18 protein-coding genes are annotated in these 25,636 nt (G+C 55.7%); 4 read left to right on the top strand and 14 right to left on the bottom strand.

The window, feature by feature from the left end; translation table 11 throughout:
• The first annotated feature begins 206 nt into the window (after positions 1-206).
• Positions 207-1,682, top strand: a complete 1,476-nt coding sequence (locus tag FHG12_RS01825) for a glycoside hydrolase family 30 protein (protein ID WP_139513990.1) — start codon at positions 207-209, stop codon at positions 1,680-1,682.
• 110 nt (positions 1,683-1,792) lie between these two features.
• Here the strand turns inward: FHG12_RS01825 and FHG12_RS01830 are convergent, their stop codons facing one another.
• The 14 genes from FHG12_RS01830 to FHG12_RS01895 all read right to left on the bottom strand — a co-directional run bounded on the left by FHG12_RS01830 (position 1,793) and on the right by FHG12_RS01895 (position 19,971).
• A complete protein-coding gene (locus FHG12_RS01830; RefSeq protein ID WP_139513991.1) occupies positions 1,793-2,707 on the bottom strand; it encodes a pirin family protein in 915 nt (304 codons plus the stop codon).
• Between the two features lie 45 nt (positions 2,708-2,752).
• Entirely contained in the window at positions 2,753-4,021 is a 1,269-nt protein-coding gene (locus FHG12_RS01835) for an acyltransferase family protein (RefSeq protein ID WP_139513992.1), read from the bottom strand.
• A 210-nt stretch (positions 4,022-4,231) separates the two neighbouring features.
• Positions 4,232-7,390 carry a cyclic nucleotide-binding domain-containing protein gene (locus FHG12_RS01840; RefSeq protein WP_139513993.1) on the bottom strand — a complete coding sequence of 1,053 codons (3,159 nt, stop codon included), beginning with the start codon at positions 7,388-7,390 and terminating at the stop codon, positions 4,232-4,234.
• A 61-nt stretch (positions 7,391-7,451) separates the two neighbouring features.
• Positions 7,452-8,435, bottom strand: coding sequence for a YitT family protein (locus tag FHG12_RS01845; RefSeq protein ID WP_139513994.1), 984 nt, complete (start codon positions 8,433-8,435; stop codon positions 7,452-7,454).
• 317 nt (positions 8,436-8,752) lie between these two features.
• Positions 8,753-10,909: a tetratricopeptide repeat-containing sensor histidine kinase gene (locus tag FHG12_RS01850; protein WP_139513995.1), complete on the bottom strand. Its 2,157-nt coding sequence runs from the start codon at positions 10,907-10,909 to the stop codon at positions 8,753-8,755.
• 113 nt (positions 10,910-11,022) lie between these two features.
• Positions 11,023-11,484: a hypothetical protein gene (locus FHG12_RS01855; RefSeq protein WP_139513996.1), complete on the bottom strand. Its 462-nt coding sequence runs from the start codon at positions 11,482-11,484 to the stop codon at positions 11,023-11,025.
• 171 nt (positions 11,485-11,655) lie between these two features.
• A complete protein-coding gene (locus FHG12_RS01860; protein ID WP_139513997.1) occupies positions 11,656-12,069 on the bottom strand; it encodes a hypothetical protein in 414 nt (137 codons plus the stop codon).
• Between the two features lie 197 nt (positions 12,070-12,266).
• Entirely contained in the window at positions 12,267-14,489 is a 2,223-nt protein-coding gene (locus tag FHG12_RS01865) for a tetratricopeptide repeat-containing sensor histidine kinase (RefSeq protein WP_139513998.1), read from the bottom strand.
• 183 nt (positions 14,490-14,672) lie between these two features.
• Positions 14,673-14,999, bottom strand: a complete 327-nt coding sequence (locus FHG12_RS01870) for a hypothetical protein (RefSeq protein WP_139513999.1) — start codon at positions 14,997-14,999, stop codon at positions 14,673-14,675.
• Between the two features lie 53 nt (positions 15,000-15,052).
• Positions 15,053-15,937, bottom strand: coding sequence for a hypothetical protein (locus FHG12_RS01875; RefSeq protein WP_139514000.1), 885 nt, complete (start codon positions 15,935-15,937; stop codon positions 15,053-15,055).
• Positions 15,938-15,955: 18 nt separating this feature from the next.
• Positions 15,956-17,227, bottom strand: a complete 1,272-nt coding sequence (locus FHG12_RS01880) for a hypothetical protein (RefSeq protein WP_139514001.1) — start codon at positions 17,225-17,227, stop codon at positions 15,956-15,958.
• Between the two features lie 18 nt (positions 17,228-17,245).
• On the bottom strand, positions 17,246-18,385 hold the full coding sequence (locus tag FHG12_RS01885; RefSeq protein WP_222940396.1) for an autotransporter outer membrane beta-barrel domain-containing protein: 1,140 nt from the start codon (positions 18,383-18,385) through the stop codon (positions 17,246-17,248).
• Positions 18,386-18,699: 314 nt separating this feature from the next.
• Positions 18,700-19,089 carry a cupin domain-containing protein gene (locus FHG12_RS01890; protein ID WP_139514002.1) on the bottom strand — a complete coding sequence of 130 codons (390 nt, stop codon included), beginning with the start codon at positions 19,087-19,089 and terminating at the stop codon, positions 18,700-18,702.
• A 156-nt stretch (positions 19,090-19,245) separates the two neighbouring features.
• Positions 19,246-19,971, bottom strand: coding sequence for an SGNH/GDSL hydrolase family protein (locus FHG12_RS01895; protein WP_139514003.1), 726 nt, complete (start codon positions 19,969-19,971; stop codon positions 19,246-19,248).
• 490 nt (positions 19,972-20,461) lie between these two features.
• On the opposite strand from FHG12_RS01895, the gene FHG12_RS01900 reads away from it, so the two are divergent.
• The 3 genes from FHG12_RS01900 to FHG12_RS01910 all read left to right on the top strand — a co-directional run bounded on the left by FHG12_RS01900 (position 20,462) and on the right by FHG12_RS01910 (position 25,556).
• A complete protein-coding gene (locus FHG12_RS01900) occupies positions 20,462-21,454 on the top strand; it encodes a ScyD/ScyE family protein (protein ID WP_139514004.1) in 993 nt (330 codons plus the stop codon).
• 436 nt (positions 21,455-21,890) lie between these two features.
• On the top strand, positions 21,891-24,689 hold the full coding sequence (locus tag FHG12_RS01905) for a glycoside hydrolase family 2 TIM barrel-domain containing protein (RefSeq protein ID WP_139514005.1): 2,799 nt from the start codon (positions 21,891-21,893) through the stop codon (positions 24,687-24,689).
• 60 nt (positions 24,690-24,749) lie between these two features.
• Positions 24,750-25,556: an NIPSNAP family protein gene (locus FHG12_RS01910; protein WP_139514006.1), complete on the top strand. Its 807-nt coding sequence runs from the start codon at positions 24,750-24,752 to the stop codon at positions 25,554-25,556.
• Positions 25,557-25,636 lie beyond the last annotated feature (80 nt).

Below are 25,636 nucleotides of genomic sequence, written 5' to 3' on the forward strand. Positions count from 1 at the left end.
AAGTACTTTGCGTACGCCAAACCGCCCAGCACAGCTGGCAGCGCGGCGATGGCTCGAAAAATACTAGCTTTTCGGTTTCGGGCCTCCTCCGCAACTTTGCACCCGCTGCACAACTCGTTTTTGCCAGCAAAAGCCCAAACTTGCTTACATAAGCAATTGATTATAAATTATTTATAAAAACAATTTTTCAGCTTCTTTCCTCCTGCATGCGTAAAAATTTTATTGCTCTGATTGTGCTCTCGGCTTTAGGTTTGCACAGCGTTTCGGCTCAAAAAGCCAATCCAACGGCCGGAAATGCCAAAACCTATTCGGCAGTTGGCAAGAAAGCGCGCGTTTTCACCACCGCCGAGAATACCAACTACCGCTTGGCTGCCACCGACGAGCTGTCTTTTCAGGCCGCTGGGCAACCGCTTGAAACCCAGGTCTGTGTGTTCGTGGATCCGACGCATACGTTCCAGACGATGCTCGGAATCGGCGGGGCGCTCACCGATGCGTCAGCCGAAACCTTTGCTAAGCTACCCAAACCCCAGCAGCAGGAATTGCTGAAAGCTTATTACAGCCCCACCGACGGCATTGGCTACACGCTGGCCCGGACCAGCATTCACAGCAGCGACTTTTCGAGCGGCAGCTACACCTATGTCGCTGATAATGACAAGGCTCTGAAGACCTTCAGCGTCAAGCACGATCAGCAATATCGCATTCCGTTTATCAAGCAGGCCATTCAGGCGGCCGGCGGCAAGCTGACGATGTTTGTCAGTCCGTGGAGCCCGCCAGCCTGGATGAAGGACAACCACGACCTGTTGCAGGGCGGTAAGCTGCTGCCCGAGTTTCGCCAGAGCTGGGCCGATTACTACGTCAAGTTTATCAAGACGTATGAGCAGCTGGGCATCCCCATCTGGGGCCTGTCGGTACAAAACGAGCCCATGGCCAAGCAAAAGTGGGAATCCTGCATCTTCACGGCCGAAGACGAGCGCGACTTCATCAAGGAATATTTGGGGCCGACACTGCAAAAAGGCGGTTTGGGCGACAAAAAGCTCATTGCCTGGGATCACAACCGCGACCTGATTTTTCAGCGAGCCAGCACCATCCTCGACGATCCGCAGGCGGCGAAGTACGTGTGGGGCATCGGTTACCACTGGTACGAAACCTGGACCGGCAGCGGCATGCAGTTTGAAAACCTGAAGCGCGTGGCCGAAACCTATCCCTCTAAAAATCTGATCTTTACCGAAGGCTGCGTGGAAAAATTTGATTTTGCGCAGGTAAACGAATGGCGGCTGGGCGAGCGCTACGGAATGTCGATGATCGGGGATTTCAACGCCGGCACCGTCGGCTGGACTGATTGGAACGTGCTGCTCGACGAAACCGGCGGCCCCAACCACGTGGGTAACTTCTGCTTTGCACCCATCATTGCCGATACCCGAAGCGGTAAGTTACTGTATACCAATGCGTACTATTACATCGGACACTTCTCGAAGTTTATCCGGCCAGGTGCGCAGCGCATCAGCAGCAGCTCGAACCGCGACATGCTTCAGACGACTGCGTTCCGCAACCCCGATGGCAAAGTGGCCGTGGTGGTAATGAACAGTAGCACCAACAAACAGCCCTTCCAACTCTGGATCAAAGGCCAGGGCGCAAGTGCGGTCAGCCTCCCCCACTCCATCATGACGCTGGTGGTGAATTAACATCTCGCCACAACATCTTGTAGATCAAGACATTACTTCATAAACCAGAAAAGCCCGTTTCTTACCTTAACAGAGGAAAGAAACGGGCTTTTCTGGTTTATAACGACCGGCTAAGACAAAGGCTCAGGGGCAGGCGAGCTAGCAGGCCGTGAGCGATCTTGTGGTAGCGGAACAAACTCGGCGTTGTCGGTGGGCGGCAGCGCGATGCGGCCGGCTTGCCAATCGGCTTTGGCCTGCTCGATGCGGTCGCGGCGTGAGGAAACGAAATTCCACCAGATAAACCGTTCGCCCAGCGGCTCACCTCCCAACAGCATCAGGGTGCTGGCTTCGCGGGCCACTATAACTGGGTCGATGCCGGGCTTGAATACCAATAATTGACCGGCGCTGTACGTTTGGCCGCTCACTTCTACGCTGCCCCTGGCTATGTAAGCACCTCGTTCGCGGTGCCCCTGCGGCAAACCAAATCGAGCGCCCGGCTGCAACACTACGTGCAGATAGAACAGCGGAGAATGCGTCTTTACGCCGTTTTTCAACCCAAAAGCATCTCCGGCTATGAGCCTCATCCACACGCCGTTATCAGTAAAGATGGGTAGCTCGTGGGGTTGATAATTCGTGAAGGCCGGGACGCTTTCCTCGTCGGATTCGGGTAGTGCCACCCACGTCTGGATCATTTCCAGCGCCCCGCCGGCCAAGGCCGTGGGGTCTTCGAAGCGTTCGGAGTGGGCAATGCCGCTGCCGGCTGTCATCCAGTTTACCTCACCGGGCCGGATTATTTGCTCCACGCCCAGACTGTCGCGGTGGGTCACCTGCCCGCCAAACAAGTAGCTGACCGTAGAGAGCCCGATATGCGGGTGCGGCAGTACATCGAGCGTCGGCAACTGTTCGGGTGGCAGATTCACCGGCCCCGCGTGATCCATGAAAATAAACGGCCCCAGCATGCGCCGCAGCCGAAAAGGCAAAATCCGCCGCACGCCGAAACCGGGGCTCAGCGACGCTGGGCGCGCATCAATAACTAAATCTAGCATATAACAGCTCCTTGTGTTTTCCCTAGCTATAGCGAAAACATTGTCCTACTTCATCAAAAGTACCCGAACGCGAGGCTGAAATTTCTTTTCCAACAAGTAAGCAAGCGTAAGACACACGCCGAGATACAGCATTGCTCTTGTAATAAACGTATATGGCGAGCCCGAAAAGAAAGGAATTTGACTAAAGCCGTACAGCAAAGGAAAGTGAATTATATATAGGCCATACGAAATAGTACCGGTACGAGAGAGCAAATAAATTATGGGACGAGCAAGTGAGTTAAGCCTTTTGGCCAGCAAATAAATCACGAGAGCCGCCACATAAAAAACTGTCGGCAGTACCCACTCGTTCACGTCGTAGGCTCCCCATTGTGTATAAAGATAGCGGAACGTATACAGCGGAGACAGCAATAAAAAAGCAATTATCAGCCGGCGCAGCCAAAACTTCTTTCCGGAGAAAATAAGCAGCATCCCAATACAGAACGGTAAATAGGCTAGATCAACAACAGGAATAATTTTTTCAGGCCACGTCACACTATCTGGAAAGGTCAGGCTAAACCCTAATTTGGTGACTAATACTCGACATACCGTATCCAGCAAATTGAACCTTTGTACCGCGAGCAGCAGTAGCAACATGCTCAGCATCAGTGCGTACGGCACCTTCTTAACCTGCTGCTTTACATATCGAGCTAGGGCGACACCGCTTAGCCAAAAAGCAAAGCCCACGGAATAAGAAGATAGCAGCGGCGGTAAGTGTAATGTCGAATAAAACCGGACTGTTGCAATGCCTACTACCAGAGCTCCTAAACCCATTAGCAGCGGGCTCAATCTGAAGTAAGAGAGCGGAATAAAGAGCAGATAAAAGAGCACTTCATAGTGTAACGACCAGACCGGGTTGTTCTCTTCAATGAGTGGAGAAAATAGTATTTGTGTAAGCGTAAAGTGATTTGTAATGGTAGAGAAAGAATAGTGGTGTACAGCCACCAACAGAGTCAGCAACATACTCAAGGCATAGATGGGGTAAATGCGGACAAGCCTCTTTTTTAGATATTCTGGAATTGAAGCGCTCGTCAGAGCCACTTGTTTGGTCGATAATTCGATTACATAACCAGACAGAAGAAAGAATACCAATACCGCTTGATGCCCTGGTGGCAAATAGGCCCAAATACCAGAAGGTTGGAAAGCAGGATCAAGTAAATTTTTGTGTAGAATAACGTGAAACCAGACTACGATAACAGCAGCAAAGCCACGCAGAGCTTCTAAGTTATAATCAACCTTCTTTATGGTAATCTCCTGCGACTTAACAATTACACTCATTCTGCATTCTTTGCTGTAAACAAAGCAGCAAAGTAAACACGTAGCCGAGGAAACTTAATTTAAAATTATCAAGAAAGCCTATTGTTCATAACTAACCCGGTTAGGGTGCTATTGGAGCTTGCAGCGAACAGCACAGCATCAGCCATCGTCCGAACATTGTTGAATCAAAACGCTACGGTCTGATTCTTATGACGGTCCGAGTGCCCCGGACTACATTTTGTCGTTCTGTTGGCGTAGGCGCTGGCAAAGTACTCGCATGATGTTGCGCACAACTTCAGCGCACTCCTCCATCACATCATAAAAGTCTTCCTGATCGATCCGAAACGCCACTACTGGCCCTAGTGCCACGGCAGAGGCCGAGCGGGCCTGGGCGTCGAGCAAGGCCAACTCACCAAAGAAATCGCCCTTTCGGAAGGTCGTCAGCTGGCGCTTGCCGTCGAAAATACCTACTTCGCCATCGCCCACAATGAACAAGGTAGTGCCGATGGCACCTTTGGCAAATATTTCCTGGCCGGGTTGAAAAGCAACTTCCTTCATGATCGGCATGATGGTGGCGAGCACGTTTTCAGAGGTTTCGGCAAAAAGCGGCGTGCCTTTCAGCATCCGGATGCGCTCCTGGGCCGAGTAAGAGGGGCCATTAGCTTGGTTGCTCATAAGCATCTGATTAACACATGGATATACCGAAACCAGATGATCGAAGGCGGCGGGGCGCTGCATGGGCAACTGCCGCAAGACAGCGCAGGCACTTTCCTGAATCAGCAGATTCGGACTTTGCAGAAGCGGGTACAGGTATTCGACGGTATTGGGCTGCGCATGCCACTGCCGCAGGGCCACGCTGATCGTCCACGACGAAAACCCCGCCGCCCCGCGGCGAACGATGGTCGTGTGGATGGGCTCCGATGAAAGCGACGGCCCCAGAATGCCCTCCAAAAGCTGCACTTTGTGACTGAGCCGGCCCACGTCGAGGAGCGCCTGCAAGCCTTGGTAAAGCGGCCTAGGAATCAGATTGTCCAGTATTTCTAGGGCGGTGAGCTGTCGTTCGCCGGTTGAGTGTTCTACGCCGCGGCGGGCTTCCACAATGTATTGACGCTCATACATTTGCAAAAGCAGCCCAAAAAGGCGCCGCCGACAGCCGCGCAACTCGAAGTGCAGGGCGCTCCGAAGCTCGGCGTTGGCGGCCACCATGCCGTGCAGCAAATGCTTGGCCATGCGCAGCTCTTTCTCCACAAGCCGCTGAAAGACAGGGGAATCGTCGTGGGAGGAGGGAAAATGCGCTAGGGCCATCAAAGCGGCAGCGCGGCCGTGTAGGTTGGCGCCCTGCACGACATCCACCAACACCTGCCGGGCCGCTGGCGTAGTCGGGCTGGCACAAACCTGCGCCAGCCGCCGCGAACATTGCTCGTCGGTTTCCTGCAGAAGCGCCTCTTTCAGCAGCGGCAGGGCAGCATCGCCAAGCCGCACCAAGCATTCGGCAGCGGGCTTGCGTACCTTTTTGTCGCTTACCAGTGCGATTAGCTGCGCAATTAACGTCGGGGTAGGCGTTTCGGCCACGGCGTGCACTGCTGCCTGCACCAAGGTTGGGTCCGGACTATGCAGGCTGGTAGTGACGAGCGCGAGCTGCTGCTCCGGGATCAGAAACCGAATCAGCGCCAGCGCCAGTAGCTGGGTGTCGGGGTCGGTCGAAGCAAGGAGCGCTTCCAGGCTGGTTTGTGCCAATGCATCGGCAGGTTGGTCTTCCAGCCGACCGATAAGGGCGCCCTTGCGCACAACCAGATCCGGATGCTGCAACAGATCATCGGCCTGTGGATGCCGTCCCACCAGCCGGCTGGCCATTTCTCGCAGCACAGGGTTGGGATCGTCGAGGGCGAGTCGGCGCAGCAGCGTGGGGTCGGCGTGGTGACCTACCAGCCGCAGAACCCGGTTTCGCACCCGGCTGTCGGCGTGGTTGAGCAGGTTTTCGGCGTGTTCGGCAAGTGCCCCAGAACCAGCCCGTTGCAAATGTTCGATGGCATCGAGCGCTTCTTCGTCGGGGTGTTGCCCCGGTTCGTCGGTTTCCGTAGCCGACGGAGCGTTTTCCAAAAAGCGTAAACCCAACGCGCCCTTCAGCCCTTCCAGATAATTCCGGTAGGCATGTTTCACCAAATACAGTGCCCCGAGCAGCAGCAGCGCCATCCAGACGAGCGGCACCCACTGGCTCAGCGCAGGCATCTGGCGCAGGCCAAATAATAGTAACCCACTCAATCCCAGCCCTAAAGGCTCATAAAACCCTTTGATCAGGGTATGGCTTTCCACGCGCTCGCGGGGTTTCAGGGGCTGATATAAGGTCTGAAAAATGGGTTCGAATAAGGCGCGGCGCAGGCTTTCCAGCACCAGATAAAAGCCACAAAAAAAGAGCATTCTGGCAGCAAACCCCGCGCGCAGGGCCGTCAGCGCGCCTGCCAGCAGCACGCCCGCCAGCCCGGCGAGGGGCAGCCCGGCCAGCGCCCCGCGCACGCCCAGCCGGTCGAGGCCGTAGCGCGTCAGCACCACCTTGCCCACCAGTGCCAGCAGGTAGGTCAGGGCCAGCACCCCGCCCATTGTTTCCACTATACTCGGTTGGAGCGGCAGCCGGTTGTAGACGCTCATGAACAAGAAATACTCCACGCATACTGTCACAGCGGCCAGCGCCGCCAAGCTGAAGCCCATGGCCCGAATCAGCTGGTTACGGCCAAAACCGTGCTGTAGGAGTGATTTCGGCAACGGTCGGCCGGTATACGACGACTTTATCCGCGCGGCCGATTGCGCTTGCAGCGTGAGCTGCTGCATGCGCCAGGCGCCCAAAAAGGCGCCGAAAGCCGCCAGCAGCAACGCCGACAACCCAAGATAGCGGTGCAGCAGCACTAGCAGTAGCGCACCCAGTCCTTTGCCCACGATGTCGCCGGAACTGATCACATTAAAAAGCCGCCGCCCCTGCCGCGCATTGAAGGAAGCTGAAGCTATCCCCCAAATTTGCAGATTGACAAGCAAATACGCCACGCGGTAACCCGCCATAATGGCCACCGCCGCGCCTACCGAAGGGGCATACCACCACAGCAGCCCAAGCCCCAACACGAGTACAATAGCCCCCAGCAGCGCCCGCCCGGCCAGCTTTTTCAGTAGCAGCTGCTCTTCGAAGTAGGCATACACTCTGCCGACTACCAGCACCGCCAGTGCCCCAGCGCAGTAGCCCAAGGGCAGGTTGCGCATAGGCTGATCGTGCAACAGCACTACGTTGGCGGCCACAAACGCCAGAACGGTGCCCAGCCCAAGCAAAAAATTGTGCGCAAAAAACAACCAGACCGTCTTCGCCTCGCGGGGCCGTATTCCCAGAAAACGGTTCAACTTTTCCATTGAAATCCTTCTGCTTAAAAAGCCCCCGAACCAAGCCCCGACAGCCCAAAACAAGGGGCGGTCAGTGCAAGGCTCGCTTCTTGACCAACCCGCCTTTCGTATCGCTGATGCTTTGCATGACGATGAAGGCGTGCGGGTCTATTTTGCGTATTTCGTCGGTGAGCGTAATTACCTCTAAGCGAGTGATAACCGTAAAAATTGCTTCCACTTTCAGGTGTTGGTGGCCGTGAACGCCAAACCCTTGGGTGCACTCGTACACGGTAGCTCCACGGCGCAGCTTGTCGGTGATCATTTGCCGGATTTCGGTGCTGTGGAAGGAAATGACGGTCACCCCGGTGTATTCCTCAATGCCCACCAAAATAAAGTCCACGGTCTTGGCCGCCGACAAATACGCCAGGATGGAATACAGCGCCGTTTCGATGGACAGCAGCCACGCCGCCACGCCGAATATTATAATATTGATAATCAACACGATATCCCCGATCGACATGGGCAGCTTCCGGCTCAGGTAGAGCGCCAGAATTTCGGTCCCGTCGAGCACGCCGCCCCCGCGCATGGCCAGTCCTACGCCGGCTCCCAAGAAGAAGCCACCAAACACGGCAATCAGCAGTTTGTCGTGCGTGAGCGGCGGAAAGGAAACGATCAGCACCGCGCCAGACAAGGCCAGAATCGTCACCAGCGTCTTGAGCGCGAATTTCCTGCCGAGGTGATAGTAGCCCAGGATGATAAACGGGATATTGATCAGAATAATCAGCAGCGAAAGCGATACACCTGTTAATTGGTTGATTAACAAGGATATACCCGTAACACCCCCGTCAATGAAATGACTAGGAAGCAAAAAGCCTTTTAGGCCTAGTGCAGCCGAAAACACGCCGGCCACCAGCAGCACGCCATGCAGCAAAGCCTGCCGCACCCAGCGCTGCGACAGGTGATAAAACAAATTGTACCCGGTGGCCGGAGGAGGCGCGCCGATAGGCGTGGCAAGCACCTGCCGGGCGAAATTCCTGGTACGGAAGCGCGGAGGAATAAGGCGTTCGAGCAACATCGCAACCAGGGAAAGCCAGGTCTGTGTCTCCTACCGATAATATCCCGACCAGCCGGCAACGAGCCGCTGGCCTAACCAAAAGAAAGTCAGCCACTTGCACACTATTCGCGCTGACGCCGGAGCCCCGAAGCGGTGAGCGGCCCTTCTCTGCGGGCAGTGATACGCACACGCTTATCCAACCTGCCGGGCTGTTGCCGGAGTGCGCTCAAAGGGCAAGAAACAGTCGCGAAGCGATTGGCCTTGCCTAGCGCACCGACGGTACAGCGGCAGTTATCAAATATAAAATTAATTTAATTAAATAGTCAAATAATGCTGCCTTACGCAAATACACTCTGCGGCTTGACCGGCAGCGAAATGACAAATTCGGTGTACTCGCCTTCCTTGCTTTCGACCGTGAGGGTGCCGCCGTGGCCTTTGGTGATGATGTCGTAGCTGAGCGAGAGGCCCAGCCCGGTGCCTTCGCCTGTGGGTTTGGTCGTAAAAAAGGGCTGAAAAATCTTGGCTTTGGCCTCTTCCGAAATTCCGAGTCCATTGTCGCGCACGCTGATGCGCACGGCATGCGTTGTGCGCTGGGTGTGCACGGTCACTTCGGGGTGAAAAGTATCACCTGCCCGCTGGCGCTTTTCGCCTACGGCGTAGAAGGCATTAGTTAAGATATTGAGCAGCACACTGTTGACATCCTGCGGCACGACGGGCACGGGCAGCACGTGTGGATCGAGCTCGGTGGTGAGGGCGGCCGTGAAGTCGGGGTGCTTGGCGCGCCAGCTGTGGTAAGCCAAGCGAAGGCTCTCTTCGCAGAGGGCGTTGAGGTTGGTTGGCTGCCGCTGCCCGCTACCGCCGCGCGAGTGCTCGAGCATGCGCTTGACGATGCCATCGGCGCGGTGGCCGTGCTGGTGAATCTTGGCTTGGTTCTGCACCAGTTCCTGCAACAGCAGCTGAATGGTCTGCCGGCGTTCCGGCGTCAGGGGCTCTTGGGCGAGCTCTTCTTCCAGCTCGGCCACGAGTTCCACACTCAGGTCGGCGAAGTTGGTGACAAAGTTCAAGGGGTTTTGCATCTCGTGGGCCACGCCGGCGGTTAGTTCCCCCAACGAGGCCATTTTTTCGCGCTGCACGAGTTGGGTTTGCGTGGTTTTGAGATCCTCCAGCGTGCGGTCAAGCGCGATGCTATGAGCTTCGATCTGCTGATTTTTCTCGTTGAGGTGGCGGTTGGTACGCTGCTTGAGGAAGATATTGCGGGCCAGCAACGCCGCCAGCGCCACCACCCCGCCCAGCCCGCCGAGCAGGGCGTTGCGTTTCTGCCGCTCCAGCTGACGAGCTTGGGTGAGCATAGTGATTTGGGCCTGCTTTTTTTCCAGCTCGTAGTTGTGGCGCAGGGCACTGGTTTGGCGTTGTATTTCCTCTCCCGAGAGCGAATCGTTGTACGCCAGATGCATCGTGCGATGGCGGTAAGCTTGGGCGAAGTTGCCTTGCTGTGCATACACCTGCGCCAGAATGTCGCTCGCGTCGCGCGCGTTCTCGACGCTACGCGTCCGCAGGCTGACTTTCAATCCATCTTGTGCCAGCGCAAGTGTACTATCCAATTCTTGCGCGTGTAAGTATATGCGCGCAAGGGTAAGCTCGACGGAAGGCAGGTTAAAGTCGTCGTGGGTGGCTTTTACCATTCGTCGCGCTCGCAACCCGTGGGCCAGGGCTGCGGCGTAGTTGCCCTGCAGCCGGTACACTTCTGCTAGGTTGGTTTCATCGGCCGCTTCTCCCACCTTATCCCCAAGCTGCTGGCTTAGCTTCAGGGCGCGCTGATGATAATGCAAGGCCTGCGGCCATTTTCTCAGCTTCTGAAATGATTCTCCCAGTCCATTGAGGGCCTGCAGTACCAGCTGTTTATCCCCTAGCTGCTGGCCGCTTTTCAGCACGGATTGCAGGATCGGAATCGCCTCTTCGTAGTTCTCCATTTTGACGTAGGCATCGCCCATGGAGACGTGCAGGTAGGCTTGGGTCTGCTGGTCCCCGACCTGTTCCGCCAAGGGCAGCCCTTTCAACGCAAAATCCACGGCCGGCTTTAGGTTGCCCGCCACCATATCGATCAAGCTCAGTTGCAGCCATGCTTTGGCTTGCCCCTGCTTATTGGACAAGCGTTCGAACAAGCGCAGAGCATGCCGGGCGTACCGCCGCGCCTCTTCGTATTTGGTTTGCCGGCGGTGCAGGGCGCTTAGCTCTAATAATGCCTGCGCTTCGCCCACACGGTCGGAAAGTTGCCGGGCCAACTCAAGCGCCTCGTTGCTCAGCTGCAAGGCCTGCGGAACATCGGCAATCTTCACCTGCCGGACTAACATCAGCAGCCTCCGCACACGGGTAGTGTCGGGTAGAGGCTGCTGGCGCAACAGCCTGCGCAGACTGTCGGACGCTGGCGTTTGGCTTAACGCGGGCAAAGCGGAAAAGACCAAACTCAGGAACAGCAGAATTACGGACGGCTTCATGCTGGCGGGTACTAAGAGGGCGCCAACAATCAAAGCTGTTGAGGCAAGCCCAGTTAAGTCATAATCAACTGCATATCAATTACTTATTATCAGCACCACAACAACCAGTGTGCTCAATAAGTCTTTGACTGCGCAAACGGTGGATTATGAATAACGCCTAATGTTTCTGACTGGCTGAAGTCTTTCGGGTTTTTGAATAGGTATACAATTCCTACCGTAACTGTCCTCGATTCGCCAGTAGCTATATTAAATTCCTTCGCTTGGACATATGCCTTTAGCTCTAGGTGACCTGAAGACGTTAGGTCTGCAACGAACTTCTTGACTTTGTCGGCACTCGCAACACTTATTACTGGGTCCGTACTATCTTTAAAAAGAGGCTCTTGGCCTTCAGCCACCTTTACGAGGTGCAATCCCGAATCGTCGGTGCCCCAAATGGCATCCGTGGCGTCCTCAAGACTACTTCCTTGCGGAAGAAGCGTAGGCGGTGTTCCCAAACTAGCTGTAAAAGCAGTTACTACTGCTACCCATTCCTTAGCAGGAACTTGTCTTGTTTCGAGCGTACTTAGATCTGCCATGATGAAAGAGATATAGTAACAGATGAATAGAATGCGTCAATATAACCGATTATAAGGCATACAATAAATAATATGAATATATAATTACATCATAGTAAAAGCTACAGTAATACCAACTTGAAGCAAAGCGTCATGTTCACGGCAGGGTGATGGTTGCATTGGTGCCTTTCCTCAAAAACCAGGATTGTGAATGACGCTCATTTCCGGTTGATCCGCGTCCGAATCCAAGGCGCGGCTCGTGGAGGTGGCACCTGCTCTGATGGCGTTCAGTCCGCCAATCGGCAGGACGATGGGGTTGTCCGATGAATCGGAAGCGGGCGCATTAGCTGGCAGGTGCACATATATATTATCCGTATCGCTGACTACCCAGCCTTTGGAGTGCGAGGGGAAGGTGCGCTGTTCGGCCGGCATTGGCTGGCGGTCGGTTTTCAGCAGGTGCAGCTCATATTCGGGCAGTGTGAACACGGCCTCCGACGGCTCAGTAAAGCGCGGCTGCTTGGCCAGTGTCCGGGTGTAATAGTCGATGACGGGCTGCCAGCTATCAGCCGGAACGTCAATCTCAACAATGTGCGCAGAAGCTTCCATATGCAAGTAGGTTTAATGTGAAGAAAAAACGCGCGGACTAAAGCAATGAAGATAGCGAATAATTATAAGTAAATACTTGATTATTAACATACAAGCCTAATTAAGTACGCCTTGCAATCTCGTTTCACAGCGCGTCGGTTTCGGAAGCGGCGCAAAAGCCGAAGCACAACCAAGCAATAGTACCAATGCATTGATTATCAATCATATACTTTATCAACCAATGGCGTAGCGGAGTGGCTTTCCGGCTCATTGGGCAGGAGGATGGCGAACTCGGTGTACTCTCCCTCACGGCTCTCGACGGTGATAGTGCCGCCGTGGCCTTTGGTGATGATGTCGTAGCTGAGCGACAGGCCCAGCCCGGTACCTTCGCCCGTGGGTTTGGTCGTAAAAAAGGGCTGAAAGATCTTGGCCCGCACGGCCTCCGGAATGCCCAGCCCGTTGTCACGGACTACAATTTCCACCTGCTTGCTTTGTCGACGGGTGCATATTTTCACCTCGGGCTGATACCCTTGCGGGTGCCGACGGCTTTTTTCGCTCACGGCATAAAACGCGTTGGTCAGCAGGTTGAGCAGCACCCGGCCTAGGTCCTGAGGCACGACGGTAACGAGGCCCAGCGCAGGATCGAGATCGGGCACGCAGGCGGCATGAAAACCCTTGTCTTTGGCCCGACGACCCTCGTAAGCCAGGCGCAAGCATTCCTCGGCCAGCGTATTGAGGTCAGTAGGCTCGCGCACGCCCGAACTGGCCCGCGAATGCCCCAGCATGCCCTTCACGATGCTGGCTGCGCGGTGGCCGTGGTGCTTGATTTTCTGCAGGGTCTGGCTGAGGTCATCGGCAGCCGATAGCGCCTCTTCCTTGCGGTCGGCCACAACATCGGCTTTCAGGTCGTCGAGCATTTCGCGGCTTACTTCGGCGAAGTTGGTGACGAAATTGAGCGGATTCTGGATTTCGTGGGCAATACCGGCTGCCAACTCGCCCAACGACGCCATTTTCGCGCTTTGGATCAACTGGGTTTGCATCGTCGTCACCTCGGCCAAGGCTTTGCTGAGGTCGTCGCGCTGTTTGGTCAGGGTTTTCTTTTGCTGATTGACGCGTCGGTTGAGGGTTTGCAAATGCCGGTTGGTGCGCTGCTTGCGCCGGACGGTAAGCCACAGCCCCAGCGCCAGCAGCAACAGCACGCCCAAGCCGCTGAGTAGCGCATACAACCGGACGCGCCGCCGAAACCGCTCGCCTTCGGCCTCTACTTTCAGGCGTTGCTGTTGCTCGGCAATGCTCACGGCAGTAAGCTCGCGCATCCGGCGCGGACTGTAGAGGCTGTCCTTGGCGGTTTGCATCAGCTGTACATAGGCCAAGGTGCTGTCGGCCTTCCCGCTCGCCTCAAATACCTGGGCCAGCAAGGTGCTGGCGCCCAATACTTCCACCATCCAGGATTTGGCGCGCCCGATGGCCAGCGTTTGGTGGGCGTAATAGCGGCAGGAGTCGAGCTGGTGGCGTTTCCAGAACAGTTCGGCTAGTGCGTTGTACGTTCGGCACGTTGCCCGCAGGTTATTGTCGGGCAAGGCCGCGGCCACGCTGCGCCGGTAGTAACGTAACGCCAAATCATCGCGGTTGGCGCGGGCATAAATCAGCCCCAGCCCGCGCAGTACCAAGGGCAAGGGGTTGCCGGAACTGGTCTGGGCAAGCCCCGCATGGCCCCTGATCAGCTGCAAGGCTTTCTGCTCGAAATACCGCGCCGAATCAAGCTGGTTGCGCATGGTGTACGAGGCGCCGATGTTGTGCAAGAGCACACCTTTTTCAGCAATCAACAATTGTGTATCCTGTTCATTAACAGATACTTGAGCATCATATAGCTTTTTTGCCCTGTGGAAGTAGCGAAGCGCCTGCATGTAGTCAGTGGAGTTGGAATACGACAAACCGATCAGGAGCAGTGTCCGGGCTTCGCCCAATCGGTCGTGGCTGTTCTGGTTGAGCTGCAAGGCCCTAAGCTCCGTTCGGAGGCCCAGCGGCAGGTTGCCTTTTTCAGCAAGCACGTAACCGATGCGGGCCAAGCAGCGGCCCTGCCCTTTAGGGTACTTTATTCGGCGGGCCAAGCGCAGCCCGCGCTGGGCATACCACAGGGCTGAGTCGGGCAGGGAATATCGGAACGTGGTGCTGATATCGGCCAGCAACAATACCCGGCTGGTATCGGCCGGCGCTTGTCGCAGGGCGCGCTGCAAGGTAGCCGTATAGGGGCTCTGCGCCTGTGCAGGCACTGAGGTGCCTATAGCCAGCAGCCCGACCCACGCCCAGCACGCTGCCCAGCGACGGCTGGGCACACGGTACCAAGCGGCGACCGGGGCCGAATATGCCAAAAGCGAGCAAAGCACGAAGCGTTTCATGCGGCGAGCGGCAGAATAATCAAGATACTGATTATCAGCCATTCTCCACAGCAGAAAGAGTTTTTCTACCAAACAGCCCTTACGGATTAGCGGCAGCGCGTTCGGCCGCTCGCTGGCTGGGGATTTGACCAACGAAGGCCCCAACTGCCAAGCCTAGCTCCGCATTTAAGAGCGAATTTCCTCTATACACAAGTATTTGATAATCAAATACTTGTGTATACTAATCTATTTTACTACCTGCCAGTCGGCCACTTGGCGGTACGACCCCAAGCGTTTGATGTCGGCCTGGAAGGTGGTGAGCTTGCGTGCCACGGCCGCATCCTCGACGTGGGCCTTGCCCGTGGGCTGGCCGCTCCAGCCGATTTGCCACAAAAATTCGTGGGATACTTCATCGCCTTCAAACTCGTTTTCCCGCTCCAGCAAATGCAGATCCGTAATCTGGCCTACGCGCGTGGAGCCTTTGTCGACGGCCGGGAAATACTCTTCGCGCATGAACGTCACGAACGCTTCGAGGTCCTGATTTTTGGGCAGCTTTATGTGATAAATGATCATGGTATGGCTGTTTTGCTGGAGAAAATTTCTCGCTTGTCGCGCCCGCACCTTGCTTAGTTTCCAAGTTGCTCCAGCTTCGTATCGGCAAACGTGGGCGGCATCAGCAGCTCGCCTTCTTCAAAATAGATTTGCCTGCCAACCTTAAAGCCCAGCTTTGCCGTTTGATTACCGGGCATTTGCACCAAGGAAGCCACTTGCTGCGCTTCCTTCAGGCGGTCGCCGGCTTGGTTGGCTTTACCCGGAATCGTGATTTCCAGGCCCTTGCGCAACTGCGCATCGGTGAGGCCGTGCCCATCGAGCCTGACCGATAACACGTGGTCGAAATCGGGCGGCTTGCTGATGTAGTGGGCCACAAAAGCTTCTTGCGTACTGCCAAACAGCAGGTATTTCATCTCCGCCAACTTGCTGGCCTGTGGATCGAATTTTCGGAAGTGCACAACGCGCTTGACCTTAACCTGCACGTCGTCCAGGCCCGAAATCACCTTGCCGCCGCGCTCTAGGTGGCCCCGAAAAACGCGGGCTTGAAAATCCGAAAGAAGCGGACTGCCAGCGCCCGCCGGAGCCAACCGCGACAGGACAAATTCGGCCGGATTGAGCGTATAGATCCGAACGTTCGCGTTCCGAAGCCGGTCGTTGCGATACAGTTTCTGCAAGTCCTGCCCGCCCTTTTGGAAAGCAACTTCCAGAATAACCTGATACCGATGCGGCGAGGTATACTCGGTGCGGCTGGCCGCGATGCTATCGAACATCGGCAGGTGCGACACATAGGTAGCCTGCTCCCCAAACACCAGCATGTTGTGCGTGTTCGGTGCATCCTCGGCCAGCGGGCGGGCAGCAGCTTTTGCCAGCCCGCCAGGACCCGTTACCGCCAGGGTCGCCGTTAGGGCACAGACGTATTCAAGAAACGATCGGCGGTCTATCCCACGTAAATCATTCATAATCTTGAAGTTATGTAATTATATCGTGTGTAGCCACCGCGTCACGGAGCCGGCAGCCCGGTTGGCCACCACGGCGCCTCGCACGGAGTATGGTGGCGGCCCGGAAGCCCGCAGCGCTTTCCGCACCGACTTGATGCGCAGCCCGTTGGGCGGGCTCTTGGGGGAATAGCCGTTGATGCGGAAAAAGCAGAAGATGCGATGATCGTTCTTGGGGTCGCCGCCGATGCGCGCTACGTGCACTTCGCCGTCGGTGGCGGTGATATTGAATTTCAGGGCAATTTCCTGCTGCGCTTCGTTCGGATCGTAGATGTAGAGCGTCACATCCTGCCCGCTTTTTTCGTAGGCGTACGCCAGTACTTGGTGGTTGGTGCCGATGTCGAGGTTGTCCGTTTGAATCAGCCCGACCGGCGACAGGCGGCCCGCGTCGATATCAGCCTGAATTTCGGGAAACGCCTCGCGATACGTCACCCAGGAGCGGCCTCGGGTAAAGCCGGCGGTCTGGATTACGCCTTCGTCACCGTTGGGGTAATGAGGCGACGAGTAGCCCAGAAACCGATGCCCTTGCCCCCCGACGTCGAAGCTGTCCCAGAGGCGGTCGCGGATGTAGCCAAACAGTGCATCGTCGCGCAACACGGGACTGCTGGTGCTTTCAGGCGGAAATAAATGCTGCGCGTAATAATCCATGACGGTGTATACCATGCCGCCGCACAGCCCGGCGTCGGCGTGCGTGATGGGCACAAAGTTCTCGTCGATGACCCTGTCAATCCCCAGCTCGCCCAAGGGGCCGGGCAGCGAGTCAAACAGCGCGTTCCAGAGAAATCCGAGCGAGATTACGGGCAGGCCGCTATCCCATTTGTTTTTGAAGGCAAAGCCGCGCCCCCGCGCGTGAAAATTGGGCACGCTGCGCCGGGCCGTGCGGCGCAGCCGGATGTCGAGCTCTGCTTCGTGCCCTTGCCCGCCGGAGTGCGTGACCTCCCAATTGGCCGGTGCCCAGACGTGAAACGTGTTGCCAAACTGCGATTCGATCAGCGGGCTGTCCCAGTGAATGTACAGTTCGCCACCATCCGGAGCCTCGATCTGATACCGCACGCGGCCTTCCGTGCCGGTAACGGCTTGGTCGATGGGCACAATGTTACCTTCGCCCTGAAACCCCTTGCGCTCACCGGGCCCAATCGTGGGCGGCGGATTCCAGTCGGGGGTAAAATCGCCATGCACAATCTCTTCGTCGCTGAACGTCAGGGCGGCGTCCGTTTCGTTGCTGACGAATATCTTCATTCTGATACGGCTCATGGTCTTCGCATAAATACCTTATTGCAAGGCAATTAGTATAGGAATCAGGCCTTGTCCTTCCCGAAGCGGGCGCAGGGCTTTGCCGATCACGGCGCCAAAGGCTTTGCCCGGCTCGGCGGCTTTCATGGCGTGGCCGGGCAAGTCAGAAGTGGTCAGCAAATCGCCGACTTCAATGGCCGCCTCACGCGCATCGACCTTGCAGTAAACCTTGCCCAGCAACGCAATCGGTTGGCGTTGCGGGCTATGCTGCGGCTGCCGGTCTAGCACCAAACCCGGCTTGAAAGCACCTGCCCCCGAGACCACCCCAGCTACGCGCTTGTCGTAGGGCTTATGGCTTTGGTAGAGGGCGCCTTCGTCGCCCAAAACCATCACGGTGCCCGGTTCAGCGGCCTCAGCAAGGTCAAAATCTTCGGCGCAGTCGGCGTTGGACATGGTAATGTCGCCGGTTACTTCCACGTTGCCCTCAAAAAAGCCTGCCAGCCGGCCGCCTTTCCCGTATACGCCGACCCCGCTTTTACTACTGCCCAGCACACCGATTCCGGCGCCGTCTGTTTGGCCCCATACCCCGTTGCCGGTGGTGCTGATGCCCACGACGCCCTCTGCTTTGGTTGCCCAGCCCTCCACGCCGCGCCCTTCAACGGAGCTGCCACGGATTCCGGCTGAAGTGCGGCTGGCGGCCCGTAAGCCGTAATCGGTGTCGCTGATTGCTACCACGCCCCGGCCGCTCACCGATTCGCCCAGCACGCCAAACGACGAAGTACTTTTGCCGTGTACGCCGTTGCCGCTTTTGCTGGTGCCCAGCACGCCGTCGCCTTTTCCGTCCGTTTGACCCCAGATACCATTGCCCTCGGTGCTGATCCCGACCACGCCTTCTGCTTTGGTGGCCCAGCCTTCTATGCCACGTCCCTCGACGGAACTGCTTCGAATGCCGGCCGAAGTACGACTGGCGGCCCGCAAACCATAATCGGTATCGCTAAGGGCCACCACCCCGCGACTGCTGGTTGACTCGCCCAGCACGCCAAACGAGGTGGCGCTTTTTCCGTGCACACCATTGCCGGCGTTGCTGACGCCCGCAACGCCGTCTCCGCCCACACTCCCATTTTCGCCGCGCACGCCCGCTATTGCAGGATCTACGGAATCGCCGTTCAAGTTTGCCATTTCTAAATTGTTGCTAAAAGTTTCCGATGCTTCCCCTTCCCAACACCACGCGCGTCAGCGCCCTAGTAATTGTTATAAGAATTTACGATTAAATACAAGACCTAACAAGTAACTGAGCAATAATTCAGTTAGTAATACCTTGAATATCAAAAAGATACAACGAACTACTGCGAGAGCTGGGGGTAAATTGCTTGCAAAGCCTGCCGAAGCGAACGTTTATCGTCACTGAACTCCCCAAAACCCCAAAAGGCGGCGCGGCTAAATAGCCACACCGCCTTTTCAAAGCTGAATCAGGAATACTGACAGCGAACTACTTAACGCTGCGCATGCACCAGCGGCAAGCCCAGCCGCTGCACAGTCTGCTGCTCAAAGTCAAATTCAATCAGCACGGCGGGCTCCTCGCCTACTACCCAGCCGTCGTGACCGGGCTCAATGGCCACGACCTGCGGCGCCACGAATTCTTCGCCGTCGCCGTTGGCGTACTGAATATGCAGTTGCCCATGCGCCAAAAACCCGACGTGTGCATGCATACAAAGCTCAGTACCAATGATATCCTTCAGATCGCGGGACCAGCGAAAACCCGGCGGATAAATTACCCGCTTGACGCGCGCGTCGCCGGTGCGCACCACTTCTACCTGTACGCCCCCTACCTCACGGCGCTCGGCCCCCGGAATGGGCGCCATCAGTGAATCCGTAGTACCCATAATGCTGTGCTAATAGTGAGCGCTGAGCGCCTGAAAAGGAAGTGAAAGCCTGCTGCTGGGTATTAAAGTAATAAAATTTAGAATTTTTTCCACTAAAGCCCGGCGATTCATTGCGCTTCCTTTCAAGCAGTTAGTCATGTAAAGCCGCCCGGTCGGCTATTTGCCGCTTTTTACTTGCTGAATGGCCTGCACGATGGCCTGTGAAAAAATGGGCGCCACCACCCGCTGTCCGGCGTCGTTGAGGTGCACCCGATCGTGGTAATAAGCCGTATTTTGTTCGTCACCGGCTCGCCCAACGCGCTGATCTGCAGCGACATCTGCCAGCCCATGAAAGGCCGTACTGCCCTGCGCCTGCAGGTTGCGCAGATAAGCATTGGTCGCCTGACGGTCGGTTTCCTGATTGGCCGGCGTATCTTCCTCCGAGCGGGGCAGCAGCGTTCCCACCACAATTTTCCACTTGGGGTGCACAGCCAGCGCCTGCCGGCACACTTGCAGCAGCGCATCCTCAGCTTGCGCCGCTTTGGCCCCGTAATAGATGTGGTTGGTCCCTTCCCAGAGCACGAGCACGTTTACGTCTTTGCTGTCGTCGTAGGCGGCGTTGATGCGCTCCATTTTATCCAAAATCTGCTGTGTGGTTTGGTTGGCAACGGCCACGTTCTGCAGATCGCCGCTGCCAAGCCCGGCGGTTTGGGCTTGGGCCCGCACGTCAGTCATGATCTTTTCATCCATGATAAAACCCAGGTAACCAGATAGTAAACTATTGCCTGCCAGAGTCACTTTGTAGGTGAGGGGCTGAACCGGGGCAGGTTCCTTGGAGGTGCATCCCATCAGCCAGATGGGGAACACAAATAATAGGCAGCGAACGATGAATTTGAGGAGCATATGTAGGTGGTAAAGAGAGGAGAAGCAGAACGGAGGGGATTACGCAATAGTCCGCCCCGAAGATGCAAAGGACGTAAAACGGTTGGCAGAGGCAGAAAAGTATATCATGTAATGCTTTGACTATCAACTACTTAACTAGATACAGGCATTTTAACTATGCCTAGCTAATGTAACTATAAGAATAGTAATCTTAGCATTGAAAGCAAGGTGTAGGCTCAGAAATTCGAGGTAGGAGTTGTACAAAATCAGTAGCTGGCTATGATACTTCCTACTCTACACGGTGTCGCCGGACTGGGTTTTAGCCGACACTGGTGCCGTTGAATAGGGCTGCAACCAGCGCCGAACTATTCAAACTGTTAGGGAGGAAAATAAATATACCTAAAGCAATATTTATTTGAATAATATCCTCTTAATTAGATGTAACGCTTTGATTACCAAGAAGTTTTTACGGTAAATCCAATTTTCTAAATCTACTTCTAATCTCACTACTATGCCCCACAAACACCTCCTTGTTTCCGCTTTTTTGCTGCTTACGCTGCTAGTTACCAGCTGTCAGAACGACGATTTGGGAAGCCTGTTTCCCAACCAGAAAACCATTATCACCGATGACCTAACCCTTCCTATTGGCCTGAGCGTAGATGGCAAAGGCCGGATTTGGGTCAGCGAAACAGGCACCGGTAACAACGATGCGCAGATTTCGGTAGTCACCCAGGATGGGCAAGTGTATCCGGCCTTTACCGGCTTCGCTTCCGCAGTATCGCAGGGCGGCGAGCTGGGCGGCATTGGGCACGTGCTGTACAAAGACGGCATTCTGTATATTCTGGAGGGTGGCACGGGCAAGCTGTATCGCGCCGACGTCTCCGCCTACAAACCCGGCGACCCGACCCGCTCCGCCCAGAGTTTGGCGTCGGAGGACATCGGGACGTTTGTACGGTCGCAAAACCTTTCTACCCCCATCGATTCGGATATCTACGACCTGACCTTCGGCCCCGATGGCGATCTGTACATTGCTGACGCTGGTGCCAACGCCATCATCAGGCGTAAGAAGGATACGGGCGCACTCAGCGTATTTGCCAAGATTCCGAATATCAATCCGCAGGTGCAATCCGTACCGACGGGTATCGTATTCGACGGCAACCGGTTCTTGGTCAGCACCTTGACTGGGTTCCCGTTCAGTACGGGCGCGGCCAAAATCGTGCAGGTGACGCTGAACGGCACCGTTTCGGACTACCGCACGGGCTTTACCATGCTCACCAACTTGGCCTTAACCACGAAGAATATTCCCGTTGTAACCGAGTACGCGCAGTTTTCGCTGACCCCTCCCGCCGTAGGCTTTGTGCCTAAGAGCGGCCGTGTGGCTACAGAAACGGGTACAACCCTGCGCGGAAGCCTCGAGCAACCTACTGATATAGAACGCGTTGGTGAGCACACCTACTACGTGCTCGGTCACGGCGACGGCACCATTCAACGCCTGACTTACTAAGCCTCAAAAGGGCGCTTTTACGCATAACTTCTTGGTAAAACAGTACGCAAAGACCTCCACGTCAGTGCGAACTGATCACACAGCCTTCTTTGGCAGATACCTGAATCAGGCGCTGCCGAAGAGGGCTGTGTTATTTGATGCGTGTTATATAATGATGCGTGTTATATAATATAGAATAGGAATAATGGTGCTGGCTAGCACGCGGGCGCTACATTTATTAAAGCTTTACGCAAGCTTTAGCAAACGATTCCGGCGGTTGTGCTAACTTACCCGCCGTCCTTGGGCATTGAGCCAACTGACAGATTGTCAATGCCCCACGGATTCTCCAAAACGTTACGTTCCCGTTGCCCCGCGGACTTGCCGGCTTTTGTGCCCGCACTACGCACGCTTGCCCCTACCCCAATGAACCTCGGCTAGTCGAATTATTTGCTCCGGCATGGTTCGGCCCATTTTAACTGTAAAAACGGTGCGCAGCAGACGAAAAATTGCTCTGGTAATGTTGGTTGTGCTGTGGGCTGCCTGCTCGCAGGCGTTCTCCCAAGCCACAGTGGTGCAATACCTCTCCGGCACCGACAAAGACCATACCGTACAGTGGGATTTTTATTGCACTACGGGCAGCAAAAGCGGCAAATGGGACAAGATTGCGGTGCCCTCTAACTGGGAGTTGCAGGGCTTTGGCACCTACAATTACTACCGTGACGACGTTAACCCCGACGAGCAGGGCCTGTACAAGCACGCATTTCAGGTGCCGGCGGGCAAAAACAAGCGCGTATTTATCGTGTTTGAGGCCTCCATGACCGACACCGAGGTGAAGGTAAACGGGCAGTTAGCCGGGCCGGTGCACCAAGGCGGCTTCTACCGCTTTAAGTATGAGATTACCAGCCTGTTGAAACCCGCTGGCACCGACAACCTGCTGGAAGTGAAGGTCAGCAAGCGCTCCGCCAACGCCTCCATCAACCAAGCCGAGCGCAAGGCCGATTTTTGGCAATTCGGCGGAATTTTTCGGCCGGTATACCTGGAGATCGTCCCCGCTACATACATCGACCGCGTTGCGCTGAATGCACAAGCCGATGGGTCGTTGAGCGTGGACGTGTATGCAGTAAACGCTGCTAATCAGACGCTTAAGGCGGAAGTACAGGAGCTTTCAGGCAAGCGGGTTGGGTCGGGATTTTCCGCGAAGACCAGCAGCGGCCAGGAGAAAACCACGCTGCGTCAGCAGTTTAAAGGCATCAAGCCTTGGAACCCAGAGGCGCCAAAGCTTTACAACCTCATCGTTTCGCTTGCTGACGCCAAAGGCGCAGTGCATCGGATTAAGCAACGATTTGGGTTCCGCACCATGGAGCTCCGGCCGCAGGATGGGCTGTACGTCAACGGGCAGAAAATCTACTTCAAAGGCGTGTGCCGGCACAGCGAATGGCCCGAATCGGGGCGTACGCTTAGCAAGCAGCTCAGTCTGCTCGACGTGGGCCTAATGAAGGAAATGAACATGAACGCCGTGCGCATGTCGCATTACCCACCCGATCAGCATTTTCTGGACGTGTGCGATTCGTTGGGGCTTTTTGTGCTGGATGAGCTCACCGGCTGGCAGGCCAAATACGATACTTTGGTGGGGCGCAAGCTGGTGAAGGAACTGGTTGTGCGCGACGTCAACCACCCTTCTATTGTGCTCTGGGACAACGGCAACGAGGGCGGCTTCAACTTTGGTCTCGACGCCGATTATGCCCTCTACGACCCGCAAAAACGCCCGGTGATTCACCCCTGGGAGCGCTTCAACGGCACCGATACCAAGCACTACCCCGACTACAACTACGTGCAGAACTCCGTGCTCTACGGCAAGGAAATCTTCTTCCCAACGGAGTTTATGCACGGCCTTTTCGACGGCGGGCACGGCGCGGGACTCGAAGATTTCTGGAACCTGATGCGCCGCCATCCTTACTTTGGCGGGGGCTTTTTGTGGGCCCTCCACGACGAAGCCGTAGTCCGCACCGACCAGAACGGCAAGTTGGATGCCGCCGGTGACCAAGCCCCCGATGGCATCCTAGGGCCCCACCGCGAAAAAGAAGCCAGCTTCTTCACCATCAAAGAGTTGTGGTCGCCAGTCGTGATCGACAAGAAGTTTCTCGCGCCCGGCTTCGACGGACGGCTGGAGGTAGAAAACCGTTACTTGTACACCGACCTGAACCAATGCTCGTTTGCGTGGCGGCTCGTGTCGTTCCCGGCGCCCAATAGTACGACCACTGCGCCCAAGAATAACGCGACCGGCACCGCGCAGCCACCGGCGTTGGCACCGGGCACGAAAGGGACACTGGCGCTCAAGCTTCCCTCCAACTGGCACCAAAGCGACGCCCTCTACCTGACCGCATACGGCCCCGACAAGCGCGAGCTTTTCACTTGGACGATGCCGATTAGATATCCACAAGATATTGATAAGCAGTTTGTTGCTAAATCAGCAGCACCGGCCATCGAAGCAACGGAGCAAGTGGTCAGCTTGCTGGTGAAAGCCGACGGCGTGAGTTATTATTTTGACAAAAGCACCGGGTACCTGCAAAAGGTGGTCAATGCGAAAGGCGAAATCTCGTTGTCGGGCGGGCCTGTACAGGCCGGTGTACACCACTCGCTCCAGAAGTTTCGACACTACGCGGCCGGCGACAGCCACGTCGTGGAAGCCGATTACGGCGGGCCTTCGGAGTTTCACGTGAAGTGGCTGTTTGCGGCTGGCAAGCCGGCCAAGCTCGAATACCAGTATTCGCAGAAGGGCGACGCCGATTTTATGGGCATCACGTTTAATTATCCCGAGGAAAAAATCACGGGCATGAAATGGCTGGGGCGTGGGCCGTATCGGGTGTGGAAAAACCGCCTGAAGGGCCAGCAGTTTGGCGTTTGGCACAAAGACTACAACAACTCCATCACGGGCGAAACCTGGCAGTATCCGGAGTTTAAGGGCTATCACGCCGACCTGTATTGGGTGGTCGTGGAGAACAAAGAATCGCCGTTTACCGTCTACTCCGACGACCAATCTATCTTTCTGCAAATGCTCAAACCGGCCCGGCCGGCCGGGGCCCGCACCGACAACACGGTTCCCGCTTTCCCCGACGGTAACCTCGGATTTCTGACAGCCATTGCGCCCATCGGCACCAAATTTCAGGCAGCGGCCCTGATGGGACCGCAAAGTCAGAAAAACTTCATGCTCAACTACACGCCTATCAAGGGCAGCCTGTGGTTTGACTTTCGCTAAGACCTTTCTACTTTCTCATTTCTCAGACGTCACCAAAACCACCAAACTAACTACCTCTCTATGAAGCTTTTGCACATACAGCGAGTTACTCTCTGCTTGATTTTTTTGTGGCTGGCCAGCACTTTGCAAGGGTTCGGCGCAGCCCCGAAACGCGATTTCTACCAACTCAAGATTTACCACTTACAGAACAAAGACCAGGAAGCCCGCCTCGACAAATACCTGCACCAGGCGTATTTGCCGGCGCTGCACCGGGCTGGAATTGCCAAGGTCGGGGTGTTCAAGCCCATCGCTGCAACCGATGCCGCAGCGCCTGTCCCAACAGAGCAACTTATTTTCGTGTTTGTTCCGTTTAGCTCGGGAGAACAATTTCTGAAGCTGGATTCGGACTTGGAGAAGGACAAGCAATACCAAACCAGCGCCCAAGATTACCTCAACGCGCCCTTCGACAACCCCGTGTACAGCCGCATCGAAACCGTGCTGATGAATGCCTTTACGGGCATGCCAAACTTCCACCTGCCGGCTCTGAAATCGGGACCTAATGAGCGCGTATACGAGCTGCGCAGCTACGAAGGCGCCACCGAAAAGCTGCACCTCAACAAAGTAGCGCAGTTCAACAACGCCGAAATCAATATTTTTAAGCGCCTGAATTTCAACACTGTATTCTGTGGGCAGGTAGTGGCAGGCAGCAAAATGCCGAACCTGATGTACCTCTCCACCTTCGAAAACACGGCAGACCAAGAGGCGCACTGGAAAGCATTCGGCGCCGACCCAGAGTGGGTAAAGCTCAAGGCCATGCCTGAGTACGCTAATAACATGCTGCGCATGGACAAGTACATGCTACACCCCGCTTCGTACTCTGATATATAACATATTGACAATCAATCACTTACAAAAAATCCCGTTGACTGCCTTTTTGGCGAAGTCAACGGGATTTTTTGCGATTTCAT

The organism is Hymenobacter jejuensis (genome assembly GCF_006337165.1).
GTDB classification, from domain to species: Bacteria; Bacteroidota; Bacteroidia; order Cytophagales; family Hymenobacteraceae; genus Hymenobacter; species Hymenobacter jejuensis.

Excerpts from the sequence above, each read along its gene's own strand:
- FHG12_RS01840 (WP_139513993.1), bottom strand. The coding sequence starts at position 7,390 with ATGGAAAAGTTGAACCGTTTTCTGGGAATACGGCCCCGCGAGGCGAAG.
- FHG12_RS01845 (WP_139513994.1), bottom strand. The coding sequence starts at position 8,435 with ATGTTGCTCGAACGCCTTATTCCTCCGCGCTTCCGTACCAGGAATTTC.
- FHG12_RS01870 (WP_139513999.1), bottom strand. The coding sequence starts at position 14,999 with ATGATCATTTATCACATAAAGCTGCCCAAAAATCAGGACCTCGAAGCG.
- FHG12_RS01865 (WP_139513998.1), bottom strand. The coding sequence starts at position 14,489 with ATGGCTGATAATCAGTATCTTGATTATTCTGCCGCTCGCCGCATGAAA.
- FHG12_RS01890 (WP_139514002.1), bottom strand. The coding sequence starts at position 19,089 with ATGGGTACTACGGATTCACTGATGGCGCCCATTCCGGGGGCCGAGCGC.
- FHG12_RS01835 (WP_139513992.1), bottom strand. The coding sequence starts at position 4,021 with ATGAGTGTAATTGTTAAGTCGCAGGAGATTACCATAAAGAAGGTTGAT.
- FHG12_RS01850 (WP_139513995.1), bottom strand. The coding sequence starts at position 10,909 with ATGAAGCCGTCCGTAATTCTGCTGTTCCTGAGTTTGGTCTTTTCCGCT.
- FHG12_RS01825 (WP_139513990.1), top strand. The coding sequence starts at position 207 with ATGCGTAAAAATTTTATTGCTCTGATTGTGCTCTCGGCTTTAGGTTTG.
- FHG12_RS01830 (WP_139513991.1), bottom strand. The coding sequence starts at position 2,707 with ATGCTAGATTTAGTTATTGATGCGCGCCCAGCGTCGCTGAGCCCCGGT.
- FHG12_RS01875 (WP_139514000.1), bottom strand. The coding sequence starts at position 15,937 with ATGAATGATTTACGTGGGATAGACCGCCGATCGTTTCTTGAATACGTC.
- FHG12_RS01855 (WP_139513996.1), bottom strand. The coding sequence starts at position 11,484 with ATGGCAGATCTAAGTACGCTCGAAACAAGACAAGTTCCTGCTAAGGAA.
- FHG12_RS01880 (WP_139514001.1), bottom strand. The coding sequence starts at position 17,227 with ATGAGCCGTATCAGAATGAAGATATTCGTCAGCAACGAAACGGACGCC.
- FHG12_RS01900 (WP_139514004.1), top strand. The coding sequence starts at position 20,462 with ATGCCCCACAAACACCTCCTTGTTTCCGCTTTTTTGCTGCTTACGCTG.
- FHG12_RS01910 (WP_139514006.1), top strand. The coding sequence starts at position 24,750 with ATGAAGCTTTTGCACATACAGCGAGTTACTCTCTGCTTGATTTTTTTG.
- FHG12_RS01860 (WP_139513997.1), bottom strand. The coding sequence starts at position 12,069 with ATGGAAGCTTCTGCGCACATTGTTGAGATTGACGTTCCGGCTGATAGC.
- FHG12_RS01885 (WP_222940396.1), bottom strand. The coding sequence starts at position 18,385 with ATGGCAAACTTGAACGGCGATTCCGTAGATCCTGCAATAGCGGGCGTG.
- FHG12_RS01905 (WP_139514005.1), top strand. The coding sequence starts at position 21,891 with ATGGTTCGGCCCATTTTAACTGTAAAAACGGTGCGCAGCAGACGAAAA.
- FHG12_RS01895 (WP_139514003.1), bottom strand. The coding sequence starts at position 19,971 with ATGCTCCTCAAATTCATCGTTCGCTGCCTATTATTTGTGTTCCCCATC.